This is a genomic window from Hafnia sp. CBA7124 (assembly GCF_002355555.1).
Lineage (GTDB): Bacteria > Pseudomonadota > Gammaproteobacteria > Enterobacterales > Enterobacteriaceae > Hafnia > Hafnia alvei.
The window spans coordinates 588,609-611,564 of the sequence record NZ_AP017469.1 but is presented as its reverse complement, the minus strand read 5'-3'; the positions used below and the strand labels follow the sequence as shown (position 1 = coordinate 611,564).

Sequence of the window (22,956 nt, the reverse complement as noted above, 5' to 3'; positions counted from 1 at the left end):
AAAAATCGCTGAAGGATCAGCGGTTCATAAACAGCTTAGGGATCTCGCGCAGGAGCCAAGATTTTGCCTCGCCCATGCTGTCGCGACGCCACGCCATAATAATATCGGTTTCATGACTGTATTCGGCGCTCACCACCCGCAGGCGACCTTCGGCAACATCCTGTTCGACCAACGGATAAGGCATAGTCGCAACGCCCAACCCATCGATAAGCGCCTGACGTTTATCCGCAATGGTACTCACGGTCAAACGCTGTTGCTTATCAAGCAGTTGAACCGTCAACACGGGCCGCTCACGTGCGGTATCCGCCACGGCGATGCCACGATATTTCACCCGAACGGCGTCGGATAAAGGCTCTGGCTCTAAATGAATAGGATGATCAGGAGCGGCAACATAAACGCTCATCACCTTATAGAGCTTACGCACGTTGATCTCAGACGAAGAACGAAAATGCATATCGGGTGCAATCACGATATCCGCACGCCCTTGCTCAAGACGTTCCCATGCCCCCGCTAAAACTTCAGTCATGAGAGACAATTGCGTATTGGCTTTTTTCGAAAGCTTATCCACCAGCGGGAAAAGCTGCGTGGCAGGTACCAAGGCTTCGCATACCACCGTAATGTGCGTTTCCCAACCGCGCGACAGCGCTTCGGCATCTGTCGTCAGCTTATCGGCCGCTTCAAGAAGAATGCGCCCACGTTCGAGCAACATACGCCCCACATTGGTAAATTTCGTACGATGACCAGAACGGTCAAACAACACCACATCCAGCTCTTCTTCCAGCTTTTGCATGGTGTAGCTTAAAGCTGAAGGCACTCGGCCTAATTCGTCTGCCGCCGCTGCAAAACTTCCACGACGATCGATGGCATCCATGACCCGCAATGCTTCCAATGTCAGCGCGCGATCTTTACTCATAGCATCCTTCTATTCAGGAAATTTGAATATGGCGACCAGATTAACTGGCTAACAATCTCACGTCCAGACGCTTACCATGGTTATATCGATTATTAAGAGCCTTGAGCGCCATGATTACACAACGAAAAGCCCAAAACTGCGGACACGCTGACTATGGTTGGCTCAAGTCCCGCTATACATTCTCCTTCGGCCACTATTTTGACCCTAAGCTGATGGGATATGCGTCACTGCGCGTTCTCAATCAGGACGTACTGGCACCCGGTGCGTCATTACAGCCACGCACCTTCCCGCGCGTCGACGTATTGAACATTATTCTTGATGGTGACGTGGAGTACCGCGACAGCGAAGGCAGCCATACACAAGCCCACACCGGTGATGTGGTGTTACTCGCCACGCAGGGAAACATCAGCTACAGCGAACATAATCTCAATAGTGATAAACCGCTTACCCGCATGCAGCTATGGCTAAACGTCTGCCCAGAAAGGGAAAACGACGAGATCCAGCGCCTCACGCTGGTGGAAGAGCCTTATCGCTTGCTCGCTTCGCCCGAAGGCGACGACGGCAGCCTACAACTACGCCAGCAGGTGTGGATCCATCATTTGGATCTTAAACCGGGTGAGCAGCACACGTTACATTTACATGGATCGCGCGCCTACGTGCAGTCGATCCACGGAAGCTACAAAACCCAGGATAGCGCCGAGCTGTTGGCCTGCGGCGACGGTGCCTTTATCAATGATGAAGAAAGCCTAACCCTCACCGCCGTCACACCGCTGCGCGCGCTGGTGATTGATTTGCCGGTGTGATTTTGAATTCCCTCTTGGTTAAAAGAGGGAATTTCGTCGCCACCGCGTGTGTTTCCAGATACTCCCTCCCCAGTAATGTCGCGATGACCACCAGTGCTTTTTACTGGAGCGACTAGAACTATTCCAAGATAATTGGGAAAAATTATTTTCTGGCCCCCACCAAATTTTCACTTCATCGTTTGGCAGCAAAAGAACATGCAAATACACTGCTCCCAGTTTACGTTCTGGCAATAATACTGTTTTATGTCGAATTTCTTCTTTAATTCCCTGAACCCGCTGATCTTGATACACACCAAAAACCCAATTAACCTCGACGAGCCTTTGTTTATCCCAATAACAACAAGCGCCCATTGATTGCATATCCTTACCCGATGAATCAATGACATTCACTTTAACTAATGGTCGATCCACATCAGTGTTGTTTTGAATATCGACTGTGATCTCGGTAAAACCGATCCATAAGATTACCCACAGCACATAAACGACTGGAAGAGGGACAACTAAAATCCACAGGACACGCCAAAACCAATGCCCCCAAACTTCATAACTCCGCGCTAGGGTTGCATCAAATTGTTCTAGCAGTCTAAAAAAACGCATCTCAATTCTGCTGTTCCATCAATGAGTATTTCATCGTCGCTGATGTATTAAGTACAAATCAACATAATGAGAAATTAAGATAAACTTAATAATTCATGTCATTACAGTCTCTGGTTATTCCGATTGTTATCTGAATAATATGCCAAACTTACCGCTAATATCTGATTCTTAGCAGTGGAGAATCATCATAAGGATAATGATATGAATAATAAAAACAGATGCATCAAGAAAGACTATAAACTTATTATTTCTATCATCTTCTTCATATTATTTATTTTTTATATCTCATGGGTATCCAGAATTTCAAACAACACCATCCTTATAAAACCAAATTCTGAAACTAAACTATCTTTTATTATCATAGGCATTATGGCTACAGCAGCGGCTATCAGCGCCGCGAGACTAGCGTCTGCACCTCGTACCAGAAATGACTGTATTTTTATCTCAAGTATGTTTATCGCTGGCGGGTTAGTAGGGTTAACCTTATCGCTGAATGCGTTTGATGCTTACGTTTATCTATTTCCTGATAAAACAATTTCCTATACCAGCGATTATGATGTTTCGATTCCAGGCCCTTACAGGGGAAGATATCGCTGCGAGGCTGGCGTATGGCTGAAAGACATTTCTACTTCACGCTGGATCGAGCTTTGTTCTTCAAAAGAAGAGCTGAAAATCGGTAATAAACGGCAGCAAGGAATGGATGCGGTGTGGGTTACTGCACGAGTGAATCGCGTAGGCAGTTATATTGTTGATTACCAATTTATTTTCAAATAACCGCTACAGATTCCTCACTACTCGCATCATTTATGAATAGGTTATTCACGTATTCTCTCCCTGACTACACTCCATTAACCATCCCCTCACCGCCTGCAAACAACTCTTGTTGCATTTAGAAAAACGACCTCGCTCTCGGTTTGTATAACGTTTCTACCGAAAATAAAAATCTTTGCGCTATGTCAAACTACTGCGCTTTAACTCAAATCAAATACCATATATAGTGTGTCTCACTTTAGAACATACCCATATGTAGTAGTTATCCACAAAACATCCACAAGACTGCGTCAAGCCTTATGGCACGCGGATTGTGGCTGTGGATAACACACAAAAAGGGAAAAAGGAGCGACGCGGTGAAACCAATAGTGATTAAACGGGACGGTTGTCAGGTACCATTTGACGAACAGCGAATCAAGGAAGCTGTGGTGCGTGCTGCCCGAGCGGCAGGCGTTGATGATACTGATTATTGTGCAACCGTCGCCCGCGTAGTCGCTATGCAGATGGCCGATCTCGAGCGTGTTGATATCCATGTGATTCAAAACGCAGTAGAAAACCAGCTGATGGCAGGCAACTATAAGCAGCTTGCGCGTGCATACATTGAGTATCGTCACGACCGTGACGTATCTCGTGAACAACGTGGCCGTCTTAATCAGGAAATCCGTGGCCTGGTTGAGCAAAGCAATGCCGCTTTGCTGAACGAAAACGCTAACAAAGACAGTAAAGTCATCCCAACCCAGCGCGATCTGTTGGCGGGTATCGTGGCAAAACACTACGCGACGCAGCACATTCTGCCGCGCGACGTGGTGCTTGCGCATGAGCGCGGTGAAATTCACTACCACGATCTGGATTACTCTCCGTTCTTCCCAATGTTTAACTGCATGCTGATTGACCTTAAAGGCATGCTGACTAACGGCTTTAAGATGGGTAACGCAGAAATTGAGCGTCCTAAATCTATCTCAACCGCAACCGCTGTGACCGCGCAGATTATCGCTCAGGTCGCCAGCCATATTTATGGCGGCACCACGATAAATCGTATTGACGAAGTTCTGGCACCGTTTGTGACTGCAAGCTTCGAAAAACACCGTAAGACCGCTGAAGAATGGAATATTCCAGACGCAGAAGGATATGCAAAAACGCGCACCGAAAAAGAGTGCTACGACGCCTTCCAATCTTTGGAATACGAAGTCAACACGCTGCATACCGCTAACGGTCAAACCCCGTTTGTCACCTTCGGCTTTGGCTTGGGAACCAGCTGGGAGTCTCGTCTTATCCAGCAATCTATCCTGAAAAACCGTATCGCAGGCTTAGGTAAAAACCGTAAAACTGCCGTATTCCCTAAACTGGTCTTCGCCATTCGCGATGGCCTGAACCACAAGTTTGGCGACGCTAACTACGATATCAAACAGTTGGCGCTAGAGTGTGCTAGCAAGCGTATGTACCCAGATATTCTTAACTATGATCAAGTGGTTAAAGTTACCGGCTCGTTCAAAACACCAATGGGCTGCCGTAGCTTCTTGGGTGTGTATGAAGAAAATGGTGAGATGATCCACGAAGGGCGTAACAACCTCGGCGTCATTAGCCTAAACCTGCCGCGTATCGCTTTAGAAGCTAAAGGTGACGAAGCTGCATTTTGGAAATTACTGGACGAACGTTTAGAGCTTTCTAAGAAAGCATTAATGACGCGTATTGCTCGTCTGGAAGGTATCAAAGCACGCGTTGCACCTATCCTCTATATGGAAGGTGCATGTGGTGTTCGCCTGAAAGCCGACGACAATATTGCTGATATTTTCAAAAATGGCCGTGCGTCAATTTCACTGGGCTATATCGGTATTCATGAAACGATGAATGCGCTGTTTGGCAACCAAACTCACGTCTTCGACGATGAAACCCTGCGTGCGAAAGCCGTAGCGATTGTTGCACGTTTACAGCAGGCAACCGACAGCTGGAAAGAAGAAACCGGCTACGGCTTCAGCTTATACAGCACGCCAAGCGAAAACCTGTGTGACCGCTTCTGCCGCTTGGATACCGCTGAATTTGGCGTTGTACCGGGCGTGACCGATAAAGGTTATTACACCAACAGCTTCCACTTGGACGTTGAGAAAAAAGTTAACCCATACGACAAGCTGGATTTCGAAGCGCCATACCCGCCATTGGCGAGCGGCGGCTTCATTTGCTACGGCGAATATCCAAACTTACAGCACAACCTGAAAGCGCTGGAAGACGTCTGGGATTATAGCTATAGCCGTGTCCCTTACTACGGCACAAATACGCCAATTGATGAGTGCTACGAGTGCGGTTTCACCGGTGAGTTTGAGTGTACCAGCAAAGGCTTTACCTGCCCGAAATGTGGTAATCACGATTCGGCTAAGGTCTCCGTGATCCGCCGCGTCTGTGGCTATCTGGGTAGCCCTGATGCTCGTCCGTTCAACGCCGGTAAGCAAGAAGAAGTTAAACGCCGCGTTAAGCATTTGAACAACGGGCAGATTGGTTAAATACAACGAATGACCCCACCCTAGCCCTCCCCTTAGCAGGGGTGGGAACCGTTCGGAGCGGATGGATAAAAACGCGATCCGCTCCTCCCCCTGCCAAGGGGGAGGCTGGGAGGGGGCTTACCTCCGCATTTCTTATAGATAAGCAGATATGAATTTCCATCAATATTACCCCGTAGACGTCGTCAACGGGCCGGGTACGCGCTGCACGTTATTCGTTGCCGGTTGTGTGCATGAATGCCCCGGTTGCTATAACAAAAGCACATGGCGCCTGAATTCCGGCATGCCGTTTACGCAAGAAATGGAAGATCAGATCATTGCCGATCTGAATGACTCGCGCATCCCACGTCAGGGTTTATCTCTTTCCGGTGGCGATCCGCTGCATCCGCAAAATGTGCCGTTTATTCTGAAGCTCGTACAACGCGTGCGTGCGGAATGTGAAGGCAAGGATATCTGGGTTTGGACAGGCTATAAGCTTGACGAACTGAGCGATGCACAGCGTGAAGTGGTAGATTTAATCAACGTACTCATCGACGGAAAATTTGTGCAAGATCTCAAGGATCCGATGCTCATCTGGCGCGGCAGTGCGAATCAGGTTATTCACAAGCTGCGCTGAGCGCATCATTCAGCCGCTCATCAAAAGCATGCGGCACAATCACCGAAGGCACCCGTGATCCTACGGATACCTTCGATGTTATCCATTTCCCCTTAAAGCCAACGAGCAGGCAATACGCGGTACAGAATGCACCGCTCAGCGCGGCTCAACGACACTATTTTTTCAATCTGCTTTGTATCCCTTCTCTATATGGCTGTCATCCTAACGCCTTCAACTATTCATATTTCTGCAACATATAAATAACCATTTTGTCATTTTCAATCGGCACCATGAGCGCAACTTAATTTGACCACCTCACTAAAGAGGGTTACGCCATGTCGATTATTCGAGTTACCAACCTCAGTAAAACATTCGCCGGTCAGCAGGCGCTGCACAGCGTTGGCATGGAAGTTCAACAAGGACAGATGGTGGCCTTGCTCGGCCCTTCTGGCTCAGGAAAATCCACGCTGCTTCGCCATCTAAGCGGACTTATCACCGGCGACCGCCATGATGACTCCCATATCGAATTATTAGGCCGCACCATTCAAAAGCAGGGACGTCTCGCGGCAGATATTCGCCGTAGCCGCAGCGATATTGGCTATATCTTTCAGCAATTCAATTTAGTGAATCGCCTGACGGTTCTCGAAAATGTGCTCATTGGTGCGCTAGGCGCAACGCCATTTTGGCGCACCTGTTGCGGTTGGTTCACTCAAGAACAAAAACAGCAGGCCATGCAGGCTCTCACTCGCGTGAGCATGGCCTCCTTCGCCCACCAGCGTGTATCCACGCTTTCCGGTGGCCAGCAGCAGCGTGTTGCCATTGCGCGTGCGCTGATGCAAAAAGCCAAAGTTATTCTCGCCGATGAACCCATCGCGTCACTGGATCCTGAGTCCGCCCGCATCGTGATGGAAACCCTGCTCGATATTAATCAAAAAGACGGCATCACCGTGGTGGTCACTCTGCATCAGGTGGATTACGCCCTGCGCTATTGCCAACGCGTCATAGCGCTGCGTCAGGGACATGTTTTCTACGACGGTGAGAGCGCGCATTTAGCACGCGAGCAAATTGAACATCTCTATCGCGGCGTAAACCGCGTCAACGTATCAACCACTGAAACCGAAGCCGTTGCGGCTTAATTCGAACCTTCAACATGCTCATAGGGAGTCATCACATGACTTACAAAACGGTAGCCGCGCTGGCTTTCACCAGCATGTTCAGCGTCTGTACCCTGCTTGGCACTGCACACGCTGAAGAACAGGCTCCGGCGCTCAACTTCGGCATTATTTCGACGGAATCACAACAAAACCTAAAACCGCAGTGGGACCCGTTCCTCAAGGATATGGAGAAAAAGCTGGGTATGAAGGTCAATGCCTTCTTCGCCCCAGACTATGCAGGCATCATCCAAGGCATGCGCTTTAATAAAGTCGATATCGCGTGGTATGGCAACCTCTCGGCGATGGAAGCCGTGGATCGCGCCAACGGACAAGTCTTTGCGCAAACCGTGGCTGCAGATGGTTCACCTGGTTACTGGAGCGTGCTGATCGTGAATAAAGACAGCCCGATCAACAACGTTCAAGAAATGCTGGCTAAGAAGAAGGATCTTACCTTCGGCAACGGCGATCCTAACTCTACCTCCGGTTATTTAGTCCCTGGCTATTACGTTTTCGCTAAGAACAATACCGCCGCTAGCGACTTTAAACGCACCGTGAACGCTAACCATGAAACCAACGCGCTCGCCGTGGCGAACAAACAGGTTGACGTAGCGACCAACAATACCGAAAACCTCGATCGTCTGAAGATCACGGCTCCGGAGAAATTCAAAGATCTGAAAGTGATCTGGAAATCACCGTTGATCCCCGGCGACCCGATCGTATGGCGTAAAAACTTGCCAGAAGATGCCAAACAAAAGATCTACGGCTTCTTTATGAATTACGGCAAAACGCCGGAAGAACAACAGGTTCTAAAAGGCTTGAGCTGGGCACCGTTCCGCCCATCCAGCGATCTTCAACTGGTTCCCATCCGCCAGCTCTCACTGTTTAAGCAAACTCAGACGATCAAAGCCAACGAAGGTTTAAGCCCAACCGACAAAGCCACAAAAACCGCGGCGCTACAGGCTCAAATGGACGATCTCGATCGTCTGAGTTCGGCGCTAAACGCCATGAACAGTTTGAAAACAGCCACTCAGTAATTTGGCCTTCGCCTCCTAGCTCTGCATGCAGCAAAGCTGAGCTAGGAGAAAAGCGATACCAAATTGGAGATACAGATGCAAACCACTCAATCCACCGCAGCCCTAGTGCCCGAGCAAAAGCGTAGCTGGTTTAGCCTTTTCACCGGTGCCATTCTACTTGCGGTTCTCGCTTGGTCTTGGCATGGCGCGGAAATGGCTCCGCTCACGCTGTTTCGTGATGCTGGCAATATGGCGACCTTTGCCGCTGATTTCTTCCCGCCCGATTTTAGCCAATGGCAGCAATATCTTGGCGAAATGCTGGTAACGCTCCAAATCGCCGTTTGGGGAACCGCGCTTTCCATAGTGCTATCTATTCCACTAGGGCTGATGAGCGCCGAAAACCTCGTGCCGTGGTGGATCTACCAACCGACCCGCCGACTGATGGACGCCTGCCGCGCCATTAACGAAATGGTATTCGCCATGCTGTTTGTGGTGGCCGTTGGTCTTGGCCCATTTGCTGGCGTGCTGGCGCTATTTATTCATACCACCGGCGTTTTGGCGAAGCTGTTTTCAGAAGCGGTCGAGGCCATCGAGCCGGGCCCCATTGAGGGCGTCAAAGCCACCGGTGCCAACAAGCTGGAAGAGATCATCTACGGCGTTCTTCCTCAGGTTATGCCGCTGTGGATCTCTTATTCACTCTACCGTTTTGAATCCAACGTTCGCTCCGCCACCGTGGTGGGCATGGTGGGTGCCGGTGGTATCGGCGTCACCCTGTGGGAAGCCATCCGCGGATTTCAGTTCCAGCAAACCTGCGCGCTGATGGTGTTCATCATCGTCACGGTCAGCCTGCTGGATTTCATGTCTCAGCGTCTACGCAAGCACTTCATCTGATTAAAGAGGCTTTGTTTGTTATGCACTTATCTAGACATCCGACCAGCTTCCCCACCCGCTATCAAGAGATTGCGGCGTTATTGGAACAAGACCTACGCCAACATTACCAGTGCGGAGACTATCTTCCCGCAGAGCATCAGCTCGCTGAACGTTATGAGGTGAATCGCCACACTCTGCGCCGCGCCATTGATGAATTAGTCGTTCGAGGCTGGGTGCAACGTCGTCAAGGCGTAGGCGTTTTAGTGTTGATGCGCCCGTTTGATTATCCGCTGCACTCACAGGCTCGCTTTAGTCAAAACCTATTGGAACAGGGTAGCCATCCCACCAGCGAGCGGTTGATCTCGGTGCTCCGCCCTACGGTTAGCCATATTGCCGATGCGTTAGGGATGGAAGAAGGCCAACAGGTTATTCATTTGCGCACCCTGCGCCGTGTAAACGGCGTGCCGGTATGCGTTATTGACCATTTCCTACCGGATCTCAGTTGGTGGAGCACGTTGCAAAACTTCACCAGCGGTTCGCTGCACGGTTATATCCAACAGCATCTTGGACGTGAACTCAGCCGCACTCAAACCCGCATTAGCGCACGCCGCGCACAGGCCAAAGAGAGCCGACTGTTAGAAATCGCCACCCACGCACCGCTGATGTGTGTTCGTACCTTAAATCACTGTGAAGGCCAGTCACAGCCTGCGGAGTATTCCGTTAGCCTGACGCGTGCCGACATGATCGAACTGACCATGGAGCACTAAATGGACGCCACACCGTCTCACTCTCATTTTTCAATCGCTGAGCGCCAACGCTGGATGGCAACGCTGGCACACAGCCAGCCCGACGACCTTAAACCGCTGTGGGATGCCCTGCATCTCAATGCACTTGAGTGGAAAAATATTCGCCCCGCAGAAACGGGCCTCACCCAAATACAGGCGCGTACCGGCGGAAGCGGCCAGCGCTTTTTCCTCGGCGACGCCACGCTCACTCGCGCAGTCATTCAGCTCAGCAGCGGCACCTATGGCTACAGCTATCAGCTTGGCCGCGACAAATCTCACGCCGAGCGCTGCGCGTTAATCGACGCCCTGCTGCAAGAGCGCGAGCACAACATAACTTTGCTGGAAAACCTGATTAACCCACTCGCCGCACTGCAACAAGAACGACACCAGCAGCGCGCCCAAGAAATTGCAGCTAGCCGAGTAGACTTCTTCACTCTGGTTCGCGGAGATAACTAATGACGTTAATGACCGCTTTTACATTGCCCGTGCATGATGCACAAAACCATTTTCGCCGCCTGCTGAAAGCCATGAGCGAACCCGGCGTGATCGTGAATTTAAATAACACGCCAGAAGGCTGGCTACCGCTCAACAGCGCCACCACCAGCGTACTGTTAACCCTGAGTGACCAAGATACGCCAGTATGGTTCCCTCCCGAGCTAAGCTCGGAAACCGCGCAGCAAAATCTGCGCTTTCATACCGGCGCTCCGCTGGCCATTGAACCTTCACTGGCCGCCTTTACGGTCGTGAATGAACAGGTTACCGCTGAACAACTGACTGATTTCGCACAAGGTGAAGATGTATCACCGGAAACCAGCGCCACGGTGATTGTGCAGGTAAAAAGCCTCAGCGGTGGCCACATGTTGCGCCTCACCGGCCCCGGCATTTTAGAAGAGCGCATGATTGCGCCCCAGATTTCAGACGTCGTGCTCAACGCCTTAACCGAACGTTCGCACAGCTTCCCGCTGGGCTGCGATTTCGTCTTTACCTGCGGCGAACGTCTGCTTGCCATTCCGCGCACCACGCTCGTGGAGGTGTTCGATGTACGTAGCCGTTAAAGGGGGCGAAAAAGCCATCGCCGCCGCCCACCGTTTGCAAGAACAGAAGCGCCGCGGATCGTCTCAGCTCAATGAACTCAGCGTTGATCAAATCGATCAGCAACTTACGTTAGCCGTCGATCGCGTGATGACCGAAGGCGGGATCTACGATAGACAACTTGCCGCGCTGGCGATCAAACAGGCCAGCGGCGATCTGGTCGAAGCCATCTTTTTACTGCGTGCCTATCGCACTACCCTACCGCGTCTGGCGGTCAGCGATGCCTTGGACACGCAGGATATGCGTTTAGAGCGCCGCATTTCGGCAGTGTATAAAGACCTGCCCGGTGGCCAAGTGCTCGGCCCCACCTATGACTACACCCATCGGCTGTTAGATTTCACGCTGTTAGCCAACGGCGAAACGCCGGAAATCAACCGCGATGAAGCGATGAACGAATCGCATAGCCCGCACGTCTTCAACATGTTGGCACAGCAAGGGCTGGCACGCGCGGAACACGACAACGGCGCTGAACCCGACGACATCACCCGCACACCGCCGGTTTATCCCTGCTCTCGCTCTTCGCGTTTACAGCAGTTGGTGCGTGGCGACGAGGGCTATCTGCTGGCGCTGGGCTACTCCACTCAACGCGGCTATGGGCGTAACCATCCGTTTGCGGGAGAAATTCGCAGCGGCTATGTCAGCCTGAGTATTACGCCTGAAGAGCTGGGTTTTTCCGTTGATATTGGCGAGCTGTTGCTGACCGAATGCGAAATGGTCAACGGCTTTGTTGCCCAACCCGATGATGCCCCGCATTTCACGCGCGGCTACGGCTTGGTGTTTGGCATGAGCGAGCGCAAAGCGATGGCGATGGCGCTGGTCGATCGCGCCCTTCAGGCACCCGATTACCAAGAGCAGATCAACGGCCCCGCTCAAGACGAAGAGTTCGTGCTGGCGCATGCCGATAGCGTAGAAGCCGCCGGTTTTGTCTCCCACCTTAAATTACCGCACTACGTTGATTTTCAAGCCGAGCTGGAATTACTCCACCGTTTACAACAGGAATTCAATGACCGTCAGGAGAATGCACATGACTAACGTGCTAACCGGTTACTGCTTAGCGGGCTATAACTACGGCTATCTCGATGAGCAGACCAAACGCATGATCCGCCGCGCGATCCTCAAAGCCGTGGCGATCCCCGGCTATCAGGTGCCTTTTGGCGGACGAGAAATGCCGATGCCCTATGGCTGGGGAACCGGCGGAATTCAGCTCACCGCCAGCGTGATTGGTGAAGCCGATACCTTAAAAGTGATCGATCAGGGCGCAGACGACACCACCAATGCGGTATCAATTCGCCGTTTCTTCCAGCGCGTTACCGGCGTTAACACCACCGAAGTGACCGCCGACGCTACGCTTATTCAAACTCGCCACCGCATACCTGAAACGCCGCTACGCCAAGATCAAATTATTATCTATCAAGTTCCCATGCCTGAGCCGCTGCGTTTCATTGAGCCACGTGAAACCGAAACGCGAAAAATGCATGCGCTGGAGGAATATGGCGTTATGCAGGTGAAACTGTATGAGGACATCGCACGCTTCGGCCACATTGCAACTACCTATGATTACCCCGTGAAGGTGAATCATCGCTATGTGATGGCTCCCTCCCCCATCCCAAAATTTGATAATCCCAAGATGAACATGATGCCCGCGCTTCAGCTATTTGGTGCCGGACGCGAAAAACGGATCTACGCCGTACCCCCGTTCACCAAAGTGGAAAGCCTCGACTTCGACGATCATCCGTTCAGCGTGCAGCAATGGGATCAGCCCTGCGCGATTTGCGGATCGCAGCACAGCTATTTGGATGAAGTGGTGCTCGACGATCAAGGCTCCAGAATGTTCGTCTGCTCCGACACCGATTTTTGCCGCCAGCACAGCGAGGCCAACGCGCAATGAACGCCACAGACTCGATCTTCTCAGCGCCAGCCGACGATCTGCCGCTGCTTTCCGTGAACAATCTGACCCACCTGTATGCGCCGGGCAAAGGCTTTAGCGATGTCTCTTTCGATCTCTATCCGGGCGAAGTGTTGGGGATCGTCGGAGAGTCGGGATCCGGTAAAACAACGCTGCTGAAATCCATCTCTGCGCGTCTCACCCCGCAGCAGGGAGAGATTCGCTATTTGAGCGCCCAAGGCGTTCAGGATTTATACGCTATGAGCGAAAGCGACCGCCGTCGCCTGCTGCGCACCGAATGGGGCGTGGTGCATCAGCATCCGCTCGACGGGCTACGCCCGCACGTTTCAGCCGGTGGCAATATCGGCGAACGCTTAATGGCCGTAGGGCAACGTCATTACGGCAATATTCGTGCCGAAGCCATGCGTTGGCTGGAAGACGTGGAGATCCCAGCCACGCGTATTGACGATCTACCCACCACGTTTTCAGGCGGTATGCAGCAACGCCTGCAAATAGCGCGCAATTTGGTGACTCATCCGCGCGTTGTGTTTATGGATGAACCCACCGGCGGGCTTGATGTTTCAGTCCAGGCACGCCTGCTCGATCTGCTGCGCACTTTGGTGGTCGAGCTTCAGTTAGCCGTAGTGATCGTGACCCATGATCTCGGCGTTGCTCGCCTGCTGGCGCATCGTTTGCTGGTGATGAAGCAAGGCAAAGTGGTTGAGAGCGGGCTGACGGATCGCGTATTAGACGATCCTCATCATCCGTATACCCAGTTGTTGGTTTCTTCCGTTTTACAAAACTGAGCGAAAATCATGACCATAACAACACGCTTGCGCGTAGAAAATCTGAGTAAAACCTTTGTGCTGCATCACCAAAACAGTATTCGTCTGCCGGTACTTTCAGACGCGTCATTGGAAGTGAACGCCGGTGAATGCGTGGTGTTGCACGGTCATTCAGGCAGCGGCAAATCAACGCTGTTGCGATCGCTTTATGCTAACTATCTGCCCGATGAAGGCAGCATCTGGGTACAACATCAGGGTGAATGGCTGGATATGGTGCAAGCCCCAGCAAGGCAGATCCTCGCCGTACGTCGCCAAACGATCGGCTGGGTCAGCCAGTTTCTACGCGTGATCCCACGCATTAGCGCATTAGACGTGGTGATGCAGCCGATGCTTGAACTGGGCTACGAACGTCAGGCCTGCGAACAAAAAGCGGCGGCGTTGTTAACCCATCTCAACGTTCCCCAACGCCTCTGGCATTTGGCACCTTCCACTTTTTCCGGCGGCGAGCAGCAGCGCGTGAATATCGCCCGTGGGTTCGTGGTTGATTATCCCATTTTGTTGCTCGATGAACCTACAGCGTCGCTCGATACCACCAATAGCGCCGCGGTGGTGAGTTTGATCGATCAAGCCAAAGCACGTGGTGCCGCTATCGTCGGGATCTTCCATGATGAAGCCGTGCGCGACCATGTTGCAGATCGTCTGCATGTGATGACTGAATAGCGGAGCAAAACCATGATCGTGAACAATGTAAAACTGGTGCTGGAAAATGAAGTGGTGGCAGGTTCGCTTGAGGTTCAAGACGGCGTGATCCGCGCCTTTGCCGATAGCGATAGCCGTTTGCCCGAAGCCATAGACGGCCACGGCGGCTGGCTGCTGCCCGGTTTAATTGAGCTACATACCGATAATTTGGACAAGTTTTTCACTCCGCGTCCCAAAGTCAGCTGGCCTGCGCATTCTGCCATGAGCAGCCACGATGCGCTGATGATTGCCAGCGGGATCACCACGGTGCTTGATGCCGTAGCCTTAGGTGACGTGCGCGACGGCGGCGATCGCTTAGATAATCTGGAAAAAATGATCAACGCGGTGATCGACAGCCAGCAGCGCGGCGTCAATCGCGCTGAACATCGCCTACACTTGCGCTGCGAGTTACCCCATCACAGCACGCTTCCTCTGTTTCAACAACTGGTGGAGAAACGCGGCGTGTCTCTGGTTTCATTGATGGATCACTCTCCCGGACAGCGCCAATTCGTCAACCCGCAGAAATATCGCGAATACTTTCAGGGCAAATACCATCTCAGCGATGAGCAGATGGATGCCTATGAACGTGAACAGTTGGAAAATGCTGAGCGCTGGTCACAGCCTAATCGGCACGCCATCGCTGAACTCTGCCGCACGCGCGGTATTGCGCTCGCCAGCCATGATGATGCCACCGAAGCACATGCCGATGAATCACATCAGTTAGGCAGCGTGATTGCCGAATTCCCCACCACGGTAGAGGCGGCACATGCATCACATCAGCGCGGCTTGCAGGTGATGATGGGTGCCCCCAATATTGTGCGTGGCGGCTCGCATTCCGGCAACGTTGCGGCTCATGAATTGGCTTCGCTCGGCGTCTTGGACATTCTGTCCTCCGACTATTATCCCGCTAGCCTGTTGGATGCCGCGTTTTGCGTCGCCGCCAGCGAGCACAATACGTTTACGCTGCCTCAGGCGATGTCATTAGTGACGCGCAATCCGGCGAAAGCGCTGGGATTATCCGATCGCGGCGTGCTTGCGGAAGGCAAAAGAGCGGATTTGGTATTAGCTCAACGCCACGGCGAGCATATTCATGTGAATCACGTCTGGCGTGAAGGGATACGGGTGTTCTAATGGCAAAATTAATTTATCTGGTTGGCGCATCGGGCTCAGGTAAAGACAGTTTGCTTCAGGCGTTACGCGAGCAGCAAACTGCTCCGCTGCTCGTCGCCCATCGCTACATTACCCGAGCCTGCCATGCAGGCTCGGAAAACCACATTGAGCTCAGTGAGAACGAGTTTATACAGCGGCGCAGCCAAGGACTTTTTGCGCTGCACTGGCAGGCTAATCAGCATTATTATGGCTTGGGTATAGAAATAGATCAGTGGCTGGCTCAAGGGATTAACGTGGTGGTCAACGGTTCTCGCGCCCATCTGCCTATCGCCCGTGAACGCTACGGTGATCGAATGCAGGCCGTATGTTTGCAAGTTTCTCAAGCCACCTTGCGCCAGCGATTATTAACGCGTGGGCGCGAAACACCGCTGCAAATAGAGCAGCGTTTGCAACGTGCACAGGATTATCAATTACCGGAAAGCGCACGCTGCGACTATCTGAATAATAATGATGATTTGCAGCATACGTTGCGGGAGTTTTTGCGCCTCGTAGAGCGCACTATTGCTGTTTCCGTTTAATTTTTTGTTTCACCATCACGTAGAGGTTCTGTATGCCAGAGACGACTTCTCCCCATATCATTTTACGCCCCGCCACCGCGCTGGATGAAAACACGGTGTATCACCTGATGTGTGAACTTGAGCAATGTGAGTTTGACCGCCTCGCATTTGCCAAAGGCTATGCGCTCAATTTGGCCAATCCAAATATGCATTATGCGCTAGCCACACAGGACGGCGAGGTACTGGGATTTATTAGCCTTCATCTGCAATATCATCTGCATCACGTCAACTGGATTGCCGAAATTCAGGAGCTGATCATTACGCCGCAGGCGCGTGGCGCTGGCGTGGGTAAACGGCTGTTGCGTTGGGCGGAAGATACGGCACGTGAATTAGGGGCGGAGCAGACCGAGCTGTCTACCCGCGCAACGCGTTATGACGCGCATCGTTTTTATCAGCGTGAAGGCTATCTTCACACTCACTTTCGCTTCGTCAAACCGCTGTCGGATCAGTAACGATGTCCAAGCTTACTCTCACATTTTTAGGCACCGGCGGAGCACAGCAGGTACCCGCTTTTGGCTGTCATTGCATTGTCTGTCAGCGCGCCCGAGAGCAGCCGCAATATCGGCGAAAATCCTGTAGCGCCATGCTGGAATATAACGGCAGCCGAACGCTGATTGACGCAGGTTTGCACGATCTCACCGAACAGTTTACACCTGAGCAAATTAGCCAGTTTTTGCTAACGCATTACCATATGGACCATGTTCAGGGATTATTTCCGCTGCGCTGGGGTGTGGGTGATAGCATTCCCGTCTATGGGCCGCCGGATGAAATGGGCTGCGACGATCTGTTTAAGCATCCCGGCATACTTGATTTCAACCATACGCTCACGGCGTTTGAAACCATCCAACTGCAAGGATTAAGTATCACCCCGCTTCCGCTCAACCATTCAAAACTCACTTTTGGTTATCTATTCGCAACGCCTCATCATCGAATAGCCTACCTGACAGATACCGCAGGCTTGCCCGAAGCTAGCGCAGAGTTTTTATGCCAGCAACCACCTGAAATCATGATTATCGACTGTAGCCATGAGCCACGCCCAAGCACGCCGAAAAACCACAGCGATCTCAATACGGTAATAGCGTTAAAACAGCAGATAGGCTGCGAGAAAATTTGGTTGACCCACATTAGCCATCAGTTTGATGCGTGGATGCTGGAAAATTCGCTTCCCGAAGGTATTGAAGCGGCCAGAGATGGATTAGCGCTGACCGCAGATGAGAGTGGCAACTATTGAGAATATTTTTGAATCTGTTCTGACTCGATGATCTGCAAGCGATAAGGCGCTGGGTTACGTGCAGATTTCAGCATCGCCATCGCTACGGCTGAAGCTTCCACGGCTTTCCATTTCTCTGGCAACAACTTAAAGATGGGTTCTGAAATTTGCTCTAACAATCGTGGTTTTGGCCTGTCGCCTTGTAACATTGACGGACGCACTATCGTGAGATGCTGCCACGCTTGCAGCTCTAACGCCTTCTCCATTTCCCCTTTCGTGCGGCTATAGAGGAACGAAGACTGTGGATTCGCGCCAAGCGCACTCACCACTGAATAATGCTGGCAGCCATTTTTTAGCGCAACCGACCCACACTCAACCACCAGCGTATAATCTACATAGCGAAATGCGGCATCGCTGCCAGCATCTTTGCGCGTAGTACCCAAGCAACAAAATGCAATATCAATAGGGGTCGTCCATGTTGCCATCGTCGCGCACAGATCGTCTGCAACCGGATTCACCAGTTTTTCTGACGGCGGTAAGGGCTTACGCGTTGGGGCATAGATCTTGCTGATGCCCGGATCCTGTTCTAGAAGTTTAAGTAATTCACTTCCGACTAAACCCGTTGCGCCTAACAATAAAATTTTCATCCGTTTTCCTCCCTGTCTTGAGTATAACGCGAGAAAAGCGACAGGTAAGGACTTCAAGCAATTAGTTTCAGTGATATATATCTAACTTTTCCGTCGTCATAATGATTATGTCGCCGTTATTCCTGCGCAGGGGTTCGCTCCCAGCGAATTTTCTTCGCAAAGCCTAGTTTGTTGTCCGTCATTTTTATCTGGTTGAGCGAAAGCTGCCAAATAGGCGCTGACATTAAACGAGCGGCGGGGAAGTGTTGAAAATAGCGGCTACGCGCCAAACGCTCATTTTCATCTTCTAATATCACCGCCTCGCCAGAAAATTGCAGGCCACGGATCAGCGCAATGGTTTTGGTTTGATGCGCGATGGTTCCCGCGACCCGAGGATTTTTAAGCAATATTCCACCGTGACGGGTGCGCGTTTCCGTCATGAAATAGAGCGCCATACGCTCTTCATCAAAGACGTAGAAACAGTTGGCACACCACATTTCCCCCTCCCAACAGGTTCCAAGCGTTAACACATGCTGGGCATGCAGGAAGCGGCAAATATGCTCTTTATCAGTCGTCATGGGTGGGTCTCACAGGCCGTGATGGATAAGGGTATAATGTCATGAAACGGCTAACCGATTAAATCCTAATGACTACCGAACCGCATGAAACCCGCTGGTATCTCTATCTCATACGCACCGCATCAGGCGCGCTTTATACCGGTATTACCACCGACGTGGAACGCCGCTATCAGCAACATCAGAATGGTACAGGCGCGAAGGCGTTACGTGGCAAGGGGCCATTACAGTTAGCATTTTCATGCTTAGTGGGTGAGAGGGGGCAAGCTCTGCGGTTGGAATATCGAATTAAACAACTGAATAAAGCACAGAAAGAGAAATTGGTGACGGAAAGACCAGAATTACTCGAGGAATGGTTTGGGATAGCGTAAATAAACAAGAAAGTTTATTAATGCAGGAAAAAATATGCGGCTCCCCTTTGGCAATTGACTGTTGCTCTAGCGGTGGAGCCGTAAAAAACGGCTGGTTTTTCTTTATAGCGCCCTGGTGAGGCGAAATCAGCATCTTCAGACAGAGCGCCACAAACAGCGAAGGTTACGAGGCACGTCGTTATTTATTTAACTCTGTCACATTCAATATAAACACTGAGCATCAATCCGTGAACGGGTGAAAACCACCCTTGAAACACTTTAATAAAAGTGATACTAAAATTGGTTTAGCTCAATTCTTTTAATTACAACCCTAATTATTTACACGCAAAGGTATCTTTCACCATGAACATCAATATTACGGATGCGCCAAACCCGCAGGATGAAGAGTATGTCATTGACAGTCTCTGGGCGCACAATAGCAAAACCGAAGCCGTCGATATTCATCCGCTATTTTTAACCATCACCGACGATGCAGGGAAAATCGTTGCGGGTTTGGTGGCAAGAACTTGGTGGGGCGGACTTGAAGTTCAATATCTGTGGGTCAGCGACGAATACCGTAAAAGTGGATATGGTCGCCAACTGATGGAAAATGCTGAAAAAGAGGCGCTAAAGCGCGGTTGCCACATGGCTTATGTCGATACTTTCGATTTCCAAGCCAGAGGTTTTTATGAAAAATTAGGCTATCGTGTATATGGTGATTTAGGCGGGTATGCCCACAGATTTACTCGGCACTATCTAGCAAAAGAACTCTAATACATTCTTGAGCGGAGAGGTTGTCATGGATTTGCCCGACAAAAATAATGACATTTATTTCAAGGGCCTGATTGCCATGATGGAACACTTGAGTGAACCGTGGGGCATCAAAGATCTGCACTCTCGCCATGTCTATATGAATCAGGCAGCTTATCTCTATACCAATATCCCCCTTAATTTCGATATCGAAGGTAAAAGGGACGATGAATTCCCCGCCCATTGGGCTGAGCTCTCTCCTGAATTTATAGAGCACGATAAAAGAACTGAAGAATCTCAGGATCGCGTCACAGTAATAGAAACACATTACTGGTACGGGAAAGAATTTCTCATGCCTTATATCAGTGAAAAATTGCCTATTTTTAATGAGAAAAAAGAATTAATCGGTGTGATGTGGAACGCCAAACCGCTTAATAGCCTATCTCCGTTCAAATATATAAACCAACAGAAACCCAGCATCCTCACCACTGAAATTAATAATACAACGTTCACTCGTTCAGAATTAGACGTTATATTTTTAATGTTGCAACGACGCTCGGTTAAAGAAATCGCAAAAATATATAACATCAGCACCAAAACAATAGAAAACAGAATATACACCATTTACCAAAAATCTGATGTCCATACGCAGCAACAATTTGAGGAGTTTTGCAAAGTTGCGCACTTGGATAATTATATTCCCGACCGGTTAGTGGCAAAAGGGATTCAGTTTATCTAAACAACAAGGGTATACCTTATCGTGATCAAAATTGAAGATTATCCATTGAGCAGAGTGCCACAGGATAAAAGGGTTTCATTTTTAAGCGTCGCTATCGTTCATATGGGTATGTTGACCGCACTAGATCAGTTCATGCTGGGCGCGGTATTGGGTAATTCCATGTCGCTAACGGATGCATTTACGGCCATCTTGATCGGCAGCGTCATATTTGGCGTTGTCACCTATGGCTTGGGTTTAGCGGGAATGCGCGAAGGGATATCCGGCAGCCTGTTGGCGCGCTGGTGTGGTTTTGGTCGTTTGGGCTCAGTGCTGATCGGCGTGGTAGTCGCCGTCAGTTTGCTCGGCTGGTTTGGGATCCAAAATGCCATTTTTGCCAAATCCTTGGACTTTGCTCTCGGCCACAAGCTGGGCTTTGGCTGGGCCGCCGCCCTATCCGGCAGCTTCCTCACCATATTGGTCGCATTTGGTTTCAAAGCTTTGCGCATTGCAGCCAGAATCGCCGTGCCGATGTTTATTCTGCTGGTCGCCTATATATCCTTTCATGTTTTATCTGGGCATAATTTGCCTGAAATCATGCAACTGGCACCGCACGGTGAACCGCTATCTATCAGCGCCGGTATTACTATCGTCGTGGGTGGCGCGATTGTCGCCAGCCTGATGACGCCCGATTTAACGCGTTACTCTAAAAACAAAAAGCATGTGTTGGGCGTCACTATCGCCACCATCGTTGCTGGTGAGTTTATCATCAATGGGTTGGCGATTCTGATTGCCAAAACCTTAGGCACCGCGGACGTAGTGACGATCATGGCACAAGCCGCGGGCGGTGCGGGTCTACTGGTCGTCGTGTTCTCAACGTTAAGAGTTAACGATCTCAACCTCTACTCGTCTTCACTCGGCATCGTGAATGCGGTCGAAGGACTGACCGGCAAGAAGCTGAAATACATCTCTACCACATTGGTCATTGGTGTATTAGGCACCACGCTTTCCGTGCTGGGTATTCTGGATCGCTTTGTTGATTTCCTGACCGTGCTGGGCGTAGTTTTCCCACCGATTATCGGCATTATGCTGGTGGACTATTTTATCCTGCGTTCTCATCGCCATATTTTGGATAAGACTCGAGCTGAAGGAAAACTGCCGGATGACAGCCAAACACCGGTTATTGGTTGGGCGGCTATTATCGCCAGTATTGTCGGGAGTGTTGTGGGGTTGGTTACCGAGTGGGGTATTCCAACGATCAATTCGTTGCTTGCCGCCAGCTTGATATATTGGCTGTTTAAAGTTGCGGTCAATCGCAATCAAAAAACCGTTGAGACAGAAGCCGCCTAGTTTTGCCTTATAAACTCTGGATACTCCCTGAAAATGGGGAGCATCCAGAGGTTTCAAACTCAGCCGCGTCCAAACGGGGCTGAATACTCAACCACCCCTTTGCAGTTTTCCATTTCACCATCGGCTAATGGGTAAACCTGAAACGACGCTTCAGTGCCCGGAAGTCTGCTACGCAAGCCATGTTCTGCGGCATTCTGAAAACCAAAACGGCTGAAATAGGCCGGTTCACCGAGCACGACAACGGCGGAATAACCAAATTCATTCAGGGAGTCTAACCCTTCATAAATGATTTTTTCTGCCAGCCCCTGACGACGGTGAGCTTCATCCACCACCACCGGAGCAAGGCCTACGCATTGGCGGTCTTCACCATCAACATAAACCGGGCTGAAAGCCGCGTATCCAACCACGCCGCCCTCTTCATCGGTAGCAACAACGCCTAGCGTTAGCAGCCCATCCTCACGCAGACGATGTACAAGCTCCGCTTCTTCACTGGTTGGGAACGCGTTGCGTAGCAGCTGATCGATACCAGCAGCATCAACAGGAATTTCAACGCGAATTAGCATGGTGAAACCTCTTGGGTAGCGGGCGGTGATGCTTCTTTCATACCTGCATCAACAAATTCAGCCAACTGTAACAGACCAAAACGCAGCGGCTTAGGCATGGCATCTAAATCTATCGCATCCATCAAGTTTTTGACATATAAGCCAAGCTCAGTATCCCCTTCAATACGTAAGCGGCGTTGGAAAAATAGCGTATCAGGATCTTCTTTACGTGCCGCAATCAGAATCAAATCGTTGGCATCTGCGCTGAAGCTGACATCAGCCTCTTGATGCTGGCTGACCTGTAGTTTGCCTTGGTTAACGGTGACAAACCACTTTAAGCCAAGATCGCGTACTTCGACCTTCAGCCAACGATCTTCCAGAAATTCAAGCTCATCATCCTCAAGCGCCTGACGAAATTGCCAGCCCAGCAGTTGTTCCAGCACCTGTCGTTGTAAAGCAAACGGCGTGAATTTTAACGGGACGCTTAAAAACGCCGGGCCTTGACGCACTAAACGTGCTCGTAATTTTTCCAACACTGGAATAACTCCTTTTGATACGGGTGCGGGTATTTTGCCACATTAACAGCGCAAGACAGCGCGCTATATCAACAAAACGAAC

At 50.7% G+C, this 22,956-nt stretch carries 28 protein-coding genes; 22 read left to right on the top strand and 6 right to left on the bottom strand.

Going from position 1 to position 22,956, the window contains the following annotated elements; genetic code table 11:
* Positions 1-16: 16 nt before the first annotated feature.
* A complete protein-coding gene (locus tag CPY98_RS02890) occupies positions 17-913 on the bottom strand; it encodes a LysR family transcriptional regulator (RefSeq protein WP_096386286.1) in 897 nt (298 codons plus the stop codon).
* A 110-nt stretch (positions 914-1,023) separates the two neighbouring features.
* Here CPY98_RS02890 and CPY98_RS02885 point away from each other — a divergent pair, with 110 nt between their 5' ends.
* Positions 1,024-1,716 (top strand): pirin family protein, encoded by a 693-nt coding sequence (locus tag CPY98_RS02885; RefSeq protein ID WP_096386283.1) that lies wholly within the window; start codon positions 1,024-1,026, stop codon positions 1,714-1,716.
* Between the two features lie 18 nt (positions 1,717-1,734).
* On the opposite strand, the gene CPY98_RS02880 is transcribed toward CPY98_RS02885, so the two are convergent.
* Positions 1,735-2,313, bottom strand: a complete 579-nt coding sequence (locus CPY98_RS02880; protein ID WP_043490779.1) for a hypothetical protein — start codon at positions 2,311-2,313, stop codon at positions 1,735-1,737.
* Between the two features lie 201 nt (positions 2,314-2,514).
* Between CPY98_RS02880 and CPY98_RS02875 the strand changes: the two genes are divergently transcribed.
* The 17 genes from CPY98_RS02875 (at position 2,515) to phnP (ending at position 17,451) form a co-directional block, all read left to right on the top strand.
* The gene (locus CPY98_RS02875; protein ID WP_096386281.1) at positions 2,515-3,087 is read left to right on the top strand and encodes a hypothetical protein; all 573 of its coding nucleotides are present in this window, start codon (positions 2,515-2,517) and stop codon (positions 3,085-3,087) included.
* A 353-nt stretch (positions 3,088-3,440) separates the two neighbouring features.
* Positions 3,441-5,579 carry an anaerobic ribonucleoside-triphosphate reductase gene (nrdD, locus tag CPY98_RS02870; protein ID WP_025798930.1) on the top strand — a complete coding sequence of 713 codons (2,139 nt, stop codon included), beginning with the start codon at positions 3,441-3,443 and terminating at the stop codon, positions 5,577-5,579.
* Positions 5,580-5,727: 148 nt separating this feature from the next.
* Positions 5,728-6,192: an anaerobic ribonucleoside-triphosphate reductase-activating protein gene (gene nrdG / locus CPY98_RS02865; RefSeq protein WP_096386278.1), complete on the top strand. Its 465-nt coding sequence runs from the start codon at positions 5,728-5,730 to the stop codon at positions 6,190-6,192.
* A 314-nt stretch (positions 6,193-6,506) separates the two neighbouring features.
* Entirely contained in the window at positions 6,507-7,307 is an 801-nt protein-coding gene (phnC, locus tag CPY98_RS02860) for a phosphonate ABC transporter ATP-binding protein (protein ID WP_025798927.1), read from the top strand.
* A 35-nt stretch (positions 7,308-7,342) separates the two neighbouring features.
* Positions 7,343-8,359: a phosphonate ABC transporter substrate-binding protein gene (phnD, locus tag CPY98_RS02855; RefSeq protein ID WP_025798924.1), complete on the top strand. Its 1,017-nt coding sequence runs from the start codon at positions 7,343-7,345 to the stop codon at positions 8,357-8,359.
* A 75-nt stretch (positions 8,360-8,434) separates the two neighbouring features.
* Positions 8,435-9,229, top strand: coding sequence for a phosphonate ABC transporter, permease protein PhnE (gene phnE, locus CPY98_RS02850; RefSeq protein WP_025798923.1), 795 nt, complete (start codon positions 8,435-8,437; stop codon positions 9,227-9,229).
* A 20-nt stretch (positions 9,230-9,249) separates the two neighbouring features.
* Positions 9,250-9,975 (top strand): phosphonate metabolism transcriptional regulator PhnF, encoded by a 726-nt coding sequence (gene phnF, locus CPY98_RS02845; RefSeq protein ID WP_046449754.1) that lies wholly within the window; start codon positions 9,250-9,252, stop codon positions 9,973-9,975.
* Positions 9,976-10,449: a phosphonate C-P lyase system protein PhnG gene (gene phnG / locus CPY98_RS02840; RefSeq protein ID WP_096386276.1), complete on the top strand. Its 474-nt coding sequence runs from the start codon at positions 9,976-9,978 to the stop codon at positions 10,447-10,449.
* Complete coding sequence (gene phnH / locus CPY98_RS02835) at positions 10,449-11,048, top strand: phosphonate C-P lyase system protein PhnH (protein ID WP_096386273.1); 600 nt, start codon at positions 10,449-10,451, stop codon at positions 11,046-11,048. The genes phnG and phnH overlap by 1 nt, the downstream gene beginning before the upstream one ends.
* Positions 11,032-12,117 (top strand): carbon-phosphorus lyase complex subunit PhnI, encoded by a 1,086-nt coding sequence (locus tag CPY98_RS02830; RefSeq protein ID WP_096386271.1) that lies wholly within the window; start codon positions 11,032-11,034, stop codon positions 12,115-12,117. Before phnH ends, CPY98_RS02830 begins: the two co-directional genes overlap by 17 nt.
* Positions 12,110-12,973, top strand: a complete 864-nt coding sequence (locus CPY98_RS02825) for an alpha-D-ribose 1-methylphosphonate 5-phosphate C-P-lyase PhnJ (protein ID WP_046449758.1) — start codon at positions 12,110-12,112, stop codon at positions 12,971-12,973. Before CPY98_RS02830 ends, CPY98_RS02825 begins: the two co-directional genes overlap by 8 nt.
* Positions 12,970-13,776 carry a phosphonate C-P lyase system protein PhnK gene (gene phnK / locus CPY98_RS02820; protein WP_046359410.1) on the top strand — a complete coding sequence of 269 codons (807 nt, stop codon included), beginning with the start codon at positions 12,970-12,972 and terminating at the stop codon, positions 13,774-13,776. Before CPY98_RS02825 ends, phnK begins: the two co-directional genes overlap by 4 nt.
* A 9-nt stretch (positions 13,777-13,785) precedes the next feature.
* Complete coding sequence (gene phnL, locus CPY98_RS02815; RefSeq protein WP_046359411.1) at positions 13,786-14,475, top strand: phosphonate C-P lyase system protein PhnL; 690 nt, start codon at positions 13,786-13,788, stop codon at positions 14,473-14,475.
* A gap of 12 nt (positions 14,476-14,487) precedes the next feature.
* Positions 14,488-15,624: an alpha-D-ribose 1-methylphosphonate 5-triphosphate diphosphatase gene (gene phnM, locus CPY98_RS02810; RefSeq protein ID WP_096386268.1), complete on the top strand. Its 1,137-nt coding sequence runs from the start codon at positions 14,488-14,490 to the stop codon at positions 15,622-15,624.
* Complete coding sequence (phnN, locus tag CPY98_RS02805; RefSeq protein ID WP_096386266.1) at positions 15,624-16,181, top strand: ribose 1,5-bisphosphokinase; 558 nt, start codon at positions 15,624-15,626, stop codon at positions 16,179-16,181. Before phnM ends, phnN begins: the two co-directional genes overlap by 1 nt.
* A gap of 32 nt (positions 16,182-16,213) precedes the next feature.
* Positions 16,214-16,672 carry an aminoalkylphosphonate N-acetyltransferase gene (gene phnO, locus CPY98_RS02800; RefSeq protein ID WP_038501940.1) on the top strand — a complete coding sequence of 153 codons (459 nt, stop codon included), beginning with the start codon at positions 16,214-16,216 and terminating at the stop codon, positions 16,670-16,672.
* Positions 16,673-16,674: 2 nt separating this feature from the next.
* Entirely contained in the window at positions 16,675-17,451 is a 777-nt protein-coding gene (gene phnP / locus CPY98_RS02795) for a phosphonate metabolism protein PhnP (RefSeq protein ID WP_096386263.1), read from the top strand.
* Here the strand turns inward: phnP and CPY98_RS02790 are convergent.
* Entirely contained in the window at positions 17,445-18,077 is a 633-nt protein-coding gene (locus CPY98_RS02790) for an NAD(P)H-binding protein (RefSeq protein WP_025798901.1), read from the bottom strand. The genes phnP and CPY98_RS02790 overlap by 7 nt on opposite strands.
* 116 nt (positions 18,078-18,193) lie before the next feature.
* On the bottom strand, positions 18,194-18,634 hold the full coding sequence (locus CPY98_RS02785) for a YhbP family protein (protein ID WP_096386261.1): 441 nt from the start codon (positions 18,632-18,634) through the stop codon (positions 18,194-18,196).
* 68 nt (positions 18,635-18,702) lie between these two features.
* Between CPY98_RS02785 and CPY98_RS02780 the strand changes: the two genes are divergently transcribed.
* The 4 genes from CPY98_RS02780 (at position 18,703) to CPY98_RS02765 (ending at position 21,796) form a co-directional block, all read left to right on the top strand.
* Positions 18,703-19,002, top strand: a complete 300-nt coding sequence (locus CPY98_RS02780) for a GIY-YIG nuclease family protein (protein ID WP_046449763.1) — start codon at positions 18,703-18,705, stop codon at positions 19,000-19,002.
* A 342-nt stretch (positions 19,003-19,344) separates the two neighbouring features.
* Positions 19,345-19,755: a GNAT family N-acetyltransferase gene (locus CPY98_RS02775; RefSeq protein WP_096386258.1), complete on the top strand. Its 411-nt coding sequence runs from the start codon at positions 19,345-19,347 to the stop codon at positions 19,753-19,755.
* Between the two features lie 25 nt (positions 19,756-19,780).
* Positions 19,781-20,470 carry a PAS and helix-turn-helix domain-containing protein gene (locus CPY98_RS02770; RefSeq protein ID WP_043490740.1) on the top strand — a complete coding sequence of 230 codons (690 nt, stop codon included), beginning with the start codon at positions 19,781-19,783 and terminating at the stop codon, positions 20,468-20,470.
* Between the two features lie 21 nt (positions 20,471-20,491).
* Complete coding sequence (locus CPY98_RS02765; RefSeq protein ID WP_096386256.1) at positions 20,492-21,796, top strand: cytosine permease; 1,305 nt, start codon at positions 20,492-20,494, stop codon at positions 21,794-21,796.
* A 59-nt stretch (positions 21,797-21,855) separates the two neighbouring features.
* On the opposite strand, the gene CPY98_RS02760 is transcribed toward CPY98_RS02765, so the two are convergent.
* Both CPY98_RS02760 and CPY98_RS02755 read right to left on the bottom strand, forming a co-directional pair.
* Positions 21,856-22,359 carry a GNAT family N-acetyltransferase gene (locus CPY98_RS02760; RefSeq protein ID WP_043490735.1) on the bottom strand — a complete coding sequence of 168 codons (504 nt, stop codon included), beginning with the start codon at positions 22,357-22,359 and terminating at the stop codon, positions 21,856-21,858.
* Positions 22,353-22,874, bottom strand: coding sequence for an SCP2 domain-containing protein (locus CPY98_RS02755; RefSeq protein WP_025798883.1), 522 nt, complete (start codon positions 22,872-22,874; stop codon positions 22,353-22,355). Before CPY98_RS02755 ends, CPY98_RS02760 begins: the two co-directional genes overlap by 7 nt.
* Positions 22,875-22,956 lie beyond the last annotated feature (82 nt).